The organism is Bacteroides sp. RTP21281st1_H5_RTP21281_210402, assembly GCF_040918965.1.
GTDB classification, from domain to species: Bacteria; Bacteroidota; Bacteroidia; order Bacteroidales; family Bacteroidaceae; genus Bacteroides; species Bacteroides congonensis.
In genome coordinates, this window is sequence record NZ_JBCOWR010000015.1 from 136,248 (window position 1) to 144,093 (window position 7,846).

A 7,846-nucleotide genomic window follows, 5' to 3' on the forward strand; every position below is an offset into this window, starting at 1 on the left:
GCAGATGAGTAGTTTATAATTATAGGTATAACTTTTTTGATTCAAACGTGTTTTCTCCGTGTATTAGGAAATGAGAGGAGAAAGATTGCGTGGGAGTGAAGTCGAGGGGGCTTCGCTCCCTTTTTTGTTTGCAATATTCAGAATAAGTTGCGGATATGGCTGCTTTTTTATCATTTTATATTTTTAATGTGTATTATATTTCAATAGTAATAGTAAAATGATTAGATTTGCACCGATTTATTAATAGTTTTAAGGTAAAAGAGAAAATTGCAAACGAGGCACACAATCAAATTCTTAACCAAATAATAAAACATGAAGAGAAATTTGTCTATTTTAATTGCATGTATTTATGCAATTTCCTTGAGTGCGCAGAGCGCAGGTATTAACTTTCTACACGGTGCCACATGGGCGGAAGCCGTAACAAAAGCAAAAGCAGAGAATAAACTTATATTCATAGATTTCTACACTCAATGGTGTGGCCCTTGTATGAATATGGCGCAGACTGTCTTTTCTTTGCCGACAGTGGGGTATTATTACAATAATACGTTCGTCAATCTGAAAATAGATGCGGAAGAAGGCGAGGGAGTTACGCTGGCAAAGAAATACGGAGTACGCAGCTATCCTACTTATGCGTTCATTGACCCTACTACTGAAGAAATAGTTCATAGAAGCAGTAGCCGTCAGTCGGCAGAACAGTTCATTCAGACAGGAAAAGATGCCACGATACCTGCACAACGTTCTTTCTATTTGCAGGAACAGTATGCGAACGGTAACAGAGAACGTGCGTTTTTAATCAATTACATCAATTACAACCACTCCGTTTATGCGCGTGATAATGTTCAGAAAGCATTTGAAGAATTGTTGAAAGGTGGTGCCAGGTTGACAGACCCCGATATCTGGGAAGTCTATGTGAATAATATCTCAGGCATGACCCCTTATCTGAAACAAGTGTCGGACAATTATGCGGATTTCTGCCAACGCTTCGGGAAGAAAGTGGTGGATGCAAAGTTAGCTAAAGAAACAACCTACGGTGATCTGACTGCTATTGAAGCTTTATGCGATTACGAAGGAAAGGACTTCAATTGTAAAATGATTCGTATCAACAATAGTGTTAACGCAAAGAACTATGATGCTGCCGCAGTTCAGATTGACGCAATGATTGCAGATCCGAATGTTGACCAGCAGGAACTTATCTCCCGGCTGAAATTTATCGCACGTTTAAGTTATAAGGTAGACGAACTGCCTGATGCATGGTTTTACAAATGTGTAGACTATTTGAGATATATCGCTTATAATCAGAAAGACAGAGATGATGCTTATATTCACCAGGAATATGCGTCAGCTTTGGAGATGGTGGTTCGCAGAATGAATGATAAACAGGCGGTTCCGGCTTATATCATTGCCCCTCCGACACACGGTAAGCCTATCTATAACATGCGCCCGGATGCATTGAAAGCAAAGCCCAAACGAAAATAACATAAACATATTTAATTAATTGCTAGAATATGAAAGTAGCAAACATTACGAAGCGAAGCAGTATATACGGCTTGCTCGCTTTAAGTGCTATGTCGTTTTATCCGGTTTCTTCTGCTTATGCCGAGCAGATGAAACATAACGATACGACAATGGAAGTGAGCCAGAAGAAAGTAAGAATTACTGGTGTGGTAAGAGATGAGAACGGAGATGTGGTTCCTGGAGCCAGTGTTATAGTGAGAGGCACTAATAATGGTACGGTCACTAATATAGACGGACAATTCTCACTGAATGTTGAGGCGGGGAACACGTTGGTGGTGTCTTTTGTGGGATATACCAACGCTGAGTTGAAAATCACTCAGGACAAGTCTAATTATACAGTAGATTTAAAACCTGCAAGTCAATTGTTGGACGAAGTGGTAGTGACCGGTTATCAGACAATCTCAAAAGAACGTGCGACAGGTTCTTATGCTATCATGACACCGAAGGATATAGAAGGAAAACTTCAGACTAATATCTTGGATAGAATGGAAGGAAAAGTTGCGGGGTTGGACTTGAGGGTGTCAGCGGATAAGGACGTCGTTCCGTCTATACGTGGTATATCGACTTTGGTTAAAGGAAAACGAACACCATTGTATGTCGTAGATGGTATTCCTTATGAAGGGGAACTGGATGCTATTAACCCTGCCGATATTGTTAATGTTACGGTTTTGAAAGATGCTACGGCGGCTTCTATCTATGGAGCCCGTTCGGCGAATGGGGTTATTGTAATCACTACCCGTTCCGGTGAAAAAGGTAAAACTCGTGTCAGTTATAATGGTAGCGTCAAGTTTACACCGTTGCCTTCACATAGCTATATGAATCTGACTTCAAGCGGTGAATTGGTCGACTTGATGCAAGAGTTATTCGGATATTATCATAATCCGTATCAGCCTACTGATGCACGTTCTACGAATGAAATTTATTTGTTGATGTATAAGCGCGAAGCGGGTGAAATTGCTACCGATGCGGAGTTGCAGTCACAACTTGATGTATATCGCAATCGTGATAGTTATTCACAGATTAAGGACGAGCTTCTGCGCAAAGCTGAAATTACACACCAGCATAACATATCATTCAGTGGCGGTTCTGATATTTATAAATATGCTTTATCGGCAAACTATCAGGAAAATCTTCCTTACGAGAAAGAGCAATCCAATCAACGTATCGGCTTTAACTTAAAGAACCAGTTTGATTTCTTTAAATGGTTGCAGGTTAATGTGGGTATTATCAACAGCAACTACAAAGCAGATTACGATAATGGCTTTCAAGGATTTAGTAATTTGTATTCAAAACCCTACCGGATGCTTCGCAATGAAGACGGTACTCCTGCTATATGGACTATGAATCGTACCCAAGAATCTATTGATGGATTAGTTGCTAAAGGGTTGCTTGATGAAACTTACCGTCCGTTGGATGAAATAGACAAGGCACACTATAACAATGAAAAAAAATATCAGAATTTGAATGTTAGTGCCAAATTCAAGATTATGCCTGAATTGAATTTGTCGATATACTACCAAAATGAAAATACTTCTATTTATAATAGTCAGTATTATGATGTAAATTCATATACAATGAAGTCCACGATAAATGATGCTACTGTTATTAAGGACGGAACGATAACCAACCATATACCTGTAGGTGGGCGTCTAAGTGAGACTTGGAATAAGAATAAGTCATATACATTTCGTGTACAAGCGGATTTTAATAAGGAATTTGGCAGACACGATGTACAAGTACTGGTTGGTGCTGAGAGAAGGCAGGTAAAGACACAAAGTTCATATTATACTAAATGGGGGTATGATCCGCAAAGTTTAACATGGAAATCGTTTAATGAACTGCAATTGGGAACAGGTATAAGTGGAACAGAGGCTTTATATGGCAGCTATTATTTTAGTGGACCGTATGACAAGTTTACTGATACCGATGACCGCTATGTCTCATTCTATGGTAACGCATCTTATTCGTTAGACCATCGTTTGTCTGCCACCGGTAGTATTCGTATTGACCAGTCGAACTTGTTCGGTACAGACCCCAAATACCAATATCGTCCGTTGTGGTCAGCCGGATTGCATTATGTAGCTTTGGAAAACTGGCAATGGATTGATCGTCTGGCTATACGTGGAACGTATGGTATCAATGGTAATATAGCCAAAGACAGCGGCCCGTATATGATAGCTACAACTAATTCGCGTCCCAACTCCTACACGAATGAATATTACTCGTACATCTCTACTCCCCCCAATCCGACTTTGCGCTGGGAAAAGACAGGAGTATTTAACCTCGGCGTTGATTTCAATATTTTGAATAACCGTTTGAGCGGAACAATCGAGTTTTATAATAAAAAGACGGTAGATTTGTTGGGGCAACGGCAGACCGACCCGACTTCCGGTTGGGGCTCTTTGCAGTTGAATTACGGACAGATGTATAATCGCGGTGTGGAAGTCACTTTGCATAGTGAAAATATTCGTACACATAGCTTCAGTTGGTCTTCTGATTTCATCTTCAGTTATAATAAGAACAAACTGACTCAAATAGAGAATTCGGGAACTTCAGCTCAGAGTTATTTCGGCTCTTTGCAGAATCGTGAAGGCTATCCTATGAATTCTATATTTGTAGTCCGTTATGCCGGTTTGGATAAGGAAGGTTTACCGCAGGCTTATAAAGCCGACGGAACCATTGTCAATAGCTACGCTTTGTTAGAGCCGGAAGATTTGGTACATGTGGGAACTACCACTCCTCCTTATTCCGCTTCTTTATCAAACCGGATTGCTTACAAGGGATTCGATCTTGATTTCATGTTTATATTTTATGGCGGTCATAAATTAAGAGATGTTGCGGCAAGCAGTATGTTCACGATGTATCCTGTGATGAACTCTACCAGTGCGATAGATCGTGACCGTCTTAACTTCTGGAGACAACCGGGTGATGAGAATGATCCGAACATGGCTCCTGCTTTCCTGTATGGCAACAGCCGTTCAGGTCAGGTGCAATACTTGTGGAGTGCGGCGGATAAGCATATCCAGAAGGGAGATTATATTAAGCTGCGCGACCTTTCTATAGGATATACATTCCCTAAAGTATGGATCAAAAAATTCTTTATGCAGAATCTTCGCGTAAACCTGCAAATTCAGAATTTATGGTATTGGGCTGCCAATGACAAGAATTTAGATCCGGAAGTATGGTCAGGAACAAGCCTTTCGCCGTCCAGAGGACAGCATATTCCTGCAACTTACACAATCGGACTATCGGCTAATTTTTAAAAACAAAATTTGAATAGTAAGAATAATATGAAAATAACAAAATATATTGCTATCGCTTGTGCTATCTTATCTTTAGCTTCCTGCGATGACTGGTTGGGCAATAAGCCGAAAGGTTATACTATTCCCGAGACTTATGCTGATTACGAAAAGTTAATATCCAGTCAATATCTAATTAATGTATTAGATCCTTATTTGGTTTATTTCACTGACGATCCGATGATGGTGGAAAAAGGCGAAACGACAGTTGAATGGTTCGAATATATCGGTAAAAAAGACCATGAAAGGAATATCTTCTCGTTCCAGCCAGGACAGGTCTACACACCCGGAAACAGTGATGCTATCTGGGAAGATGCATATGCTAACATTTTCAGTTATAATGCCATTATAAATAATGTATTAAGCGCTACCGGCGGTAATGATGCCGACAAGCGCCGTCTGCAGGCAGAGGCATTGGTAGGTCGTGCGTTCGAGTACTTATGTCTGATTAATGTATATGGAAAGCAATATGATGCTTCTACCGCAGCTACGGACTATGGAGTGCCTTTGGTGTTGAGTGAAGAAGTAGGGGGCGGTAAATATAAGCGTAATACGGTTGCCGAAGTTTATGAACAGATAAAAGAAGATTTGGAAACTGCTTCCGCAAGTTTGGCTGACAAAAAAGCGTTCCCTTTCTATCCCACTAAAAATGCTTGTTATTCAGTGTTGTCCCGTATGTATCTGTACATGGGTAATTATAGCGAGGCTTTGAGATATGCCAATATGATACTTTCTGATCCGCAGAATATTCAGTTAATCGAATATAAGAACTATAAGAAGATCGACGGAACTCAATGGAGAAATATCGTAACGGATGACGATAACGAGACACAGTTCCCCGATGGACAATATGGTTTCCCAAGTCCGGAACAGATTTATACCCGTTATATCAGTAATCATACTTTCAACAGTGTAGCTGAAAGCGACGATTTGCGTCAGGCTTTTGCCAAGAATACAGATACAGAGGCAGGCGAAGTGGATTTGCGTGAGGACTTATTTTTCCGTTCCGACTGCATGAACCGGGGAGCGGGTATGGAATACTTCAAAGGATATACCGTTTATACAGCATGGATACAAATCAATGCGGGGACTTCCATTCCTGAAATGCTCCTGACTGCGGCAGAATGTGAAGCGCGCGTGGGATCTACTTCCAAAGCTATCGGCTACTTGAACACTTTGCGTGCATCCCGTATCAAAAATCATATTGCATATGATGCTGCGGACTATACAGATAGACAAAAAGCATTGCAGTTAGTACTTGACGAACGTCGTTGTGAGTTCGCAATGATAGGATATATGCGATATGTGGATTTGCGGCGTCTGAACAAAGAGCCTCAATTTGCAAAAACGATAGTCCATAAAGTGGGAAATGAGACATGGGAACTTCCGGCGAATGACCCGCGTTATATTATGCCTGTTCCCCAAAATGTATTGGAATATAATCCGGACATTCCTCAGTATGAACGTTAATAGATAGAAATGATATGTACAAAATAACATCAATGATGGTACTCGGCTTAGCGCTGAGTGCCTTCACGACGGCAGAAGCCGCCAAGCTGACTTTCAAGATAACCAATCCCGATGAAACTGCTAAGGTGGTATTAACCTTTGCTCAGAGTAATGAACAAAAGGAAATTGCGATAGATGCAGCCGGAAATGGAAGTATTGAAATCACAGACTTTGCGCCGCAATATGTAACCATGCAATATACTCGTGGACGCCGCACCCTTTATCTGGATCCTAAACAGGATCTTAGCCTTTCGTTCAACAGCGATGATATGTGGAAGAATGTAACTTTCGCAGGAGAAGGAGCAGCTATCAACACTTACTTGGGAAGCGGAAAACTCAAGTCGTTAGGCATGCCCGATATGAAAATGCAGGAAGATGCCATCTTGCACAGGGGCGATAGCCTGTATGCGGCTAATTGTCAGGTTCTGGAGTCTTCACAGTTGCCTGCCGACTTTACTGCACTAGAGAAGGTGCGTTTGCAGTATTACACTTACTATTATCTTCCATTGTACGCTTCTTATCATTCTTATTACGGAAAAGATAAAGACTACACTCCTTCGGAAGTATTCTATAAAAAGCTGAAAGCACTAACCCCGATTGACGCCAAACTGTTGGCTCTGAGAGAATACAAAGCATATCTGCCCGGCGCTGTTACGGCTTTGAGTCTCGAAGGAAAAACAAACGATTCAAAAGTGATTGAACAACGTGTCCATTATGTGGATTCTGAAATAAAAGATGCGGAAGTTGCAGAATTTCTGATGAATGAATTCGTTTATAGTTATGTAGAGAATAGCGGTTTGGACGATGCTGACAGCCTGATTGCCATGTTTCGCAAACATGTGAAAGATGCGCAGTCAATAGAAAAGTTTAATACACTTTGTGGCAAATGGGAAAAGCTGAGATCGGGTAATCCGTCCGTTAGTTTCTCTTATACGGATATAGATGGTAAAACCGTTTCCATGGCTGATTTGAAAGGTAAGTATATCTACATTGACGTATGGGCTACATGGTGTGGTCCTTGCCGCGGAGAACTTCCTTCATTGAAAGAACTGGAAGAAAAATATGCGGGCAAGGATATTTACTTCGTCAGTATGTCATGTGATAAAAACAAGAAAGCATGGGAAAACATGGTAAAGAAAGATGAACTGAAAGGAATCCAACTTCACATGGGTACTGACAGGTCGTTTATGGATGCCTATCTTATTAATGGTATTCCCCGGTTTATCCTGTTAGACCGTGAAGGCAAAATTATCTCTGCTAACATGACACGCCCTTCAGACTCCAGAACAGCAAAGAAGTTTGATGAATTATTAGGTCTTTAATACCTGCTTTTTACTTCTAAACATTAGGGTGGATTACAGATTATTCAGAAATAAAGAGGGCTCGCTTCACGATTGGAAGCGGGCTCTCTTTGGGATAAAGAAACTGGTTAGGGTATTTATATATCAATACTTCGGTAAATTTTTACCGAAAAATTAAAAGTTAAACAATAAAACCGGCAAAAGTCGGTTCGGAAACACTAA

Annotated in this window: 4 protein-coding genes; all 4 read left to right on the forward strand. The window is 40.7% G+C overall.

Annotation, left to right across the window (positions count from 1 at the left end):
- Window positions 1-312: 312 nt before the first annotated feature.
- From AB5443_RS19925 to AB5443_RS19940, 4 genes are read left to right on the forward strand one after another with little or no spacing between them, the layout of a single operon-like run.
- Window positions 313-1,476, forward strand: a complete 1,164-nt coding sequence (locus AB5443_RS19925) for a thioredoxin family protein (protein ID WP_368114229.1) — start codon at window positions 313-315, stop codon at window positions 1,474-1,476.
- Window positions 1,477-1,505: 29 nt separating this feature from the next.
- Window positions 1,506-4,778, forward strand: coding sequence for a SusC/RagA family TonB-linked outer membrane protein (locus AB5443_RS19930; protein WP_307995812.1), 3,273 nt, complete (start codon window positions 1,506-1,508; stop codon window positions 4,776-4,778).
- A 27-nt stretch (window positions 4,779-4,805) separates the two neighbouring features.
- On the forward strand, window positions 4,806-6,284 hold the full coding sequence (locus AB5443_RS19935; protein ID WP_368114230.1) for a RagB/SusD family nutrient uptake outer membrane protein: 1,479 nt from the start codon (window positions 4,806-4,808) through the stop codon (window positions 6,282-6,284).
- Window positions 6,285-6,298: 14 nt separating this feature from the next.
- The gene (locus AB5443_RS19940) at window positions 6,299-7,645 is read left to right on the forward strand and encodes a TlpA family protein disulfide reductase (RefSeq protein ID WP_368114231.1); all 1,347 of its coding nucleotides are present in this window, start codon (window positions 6,299-6,301) and stop codon (window positions 7,643-7,645) included.
- Window positions 7,646-7,846: the final 201 nt, after the last annotated feature.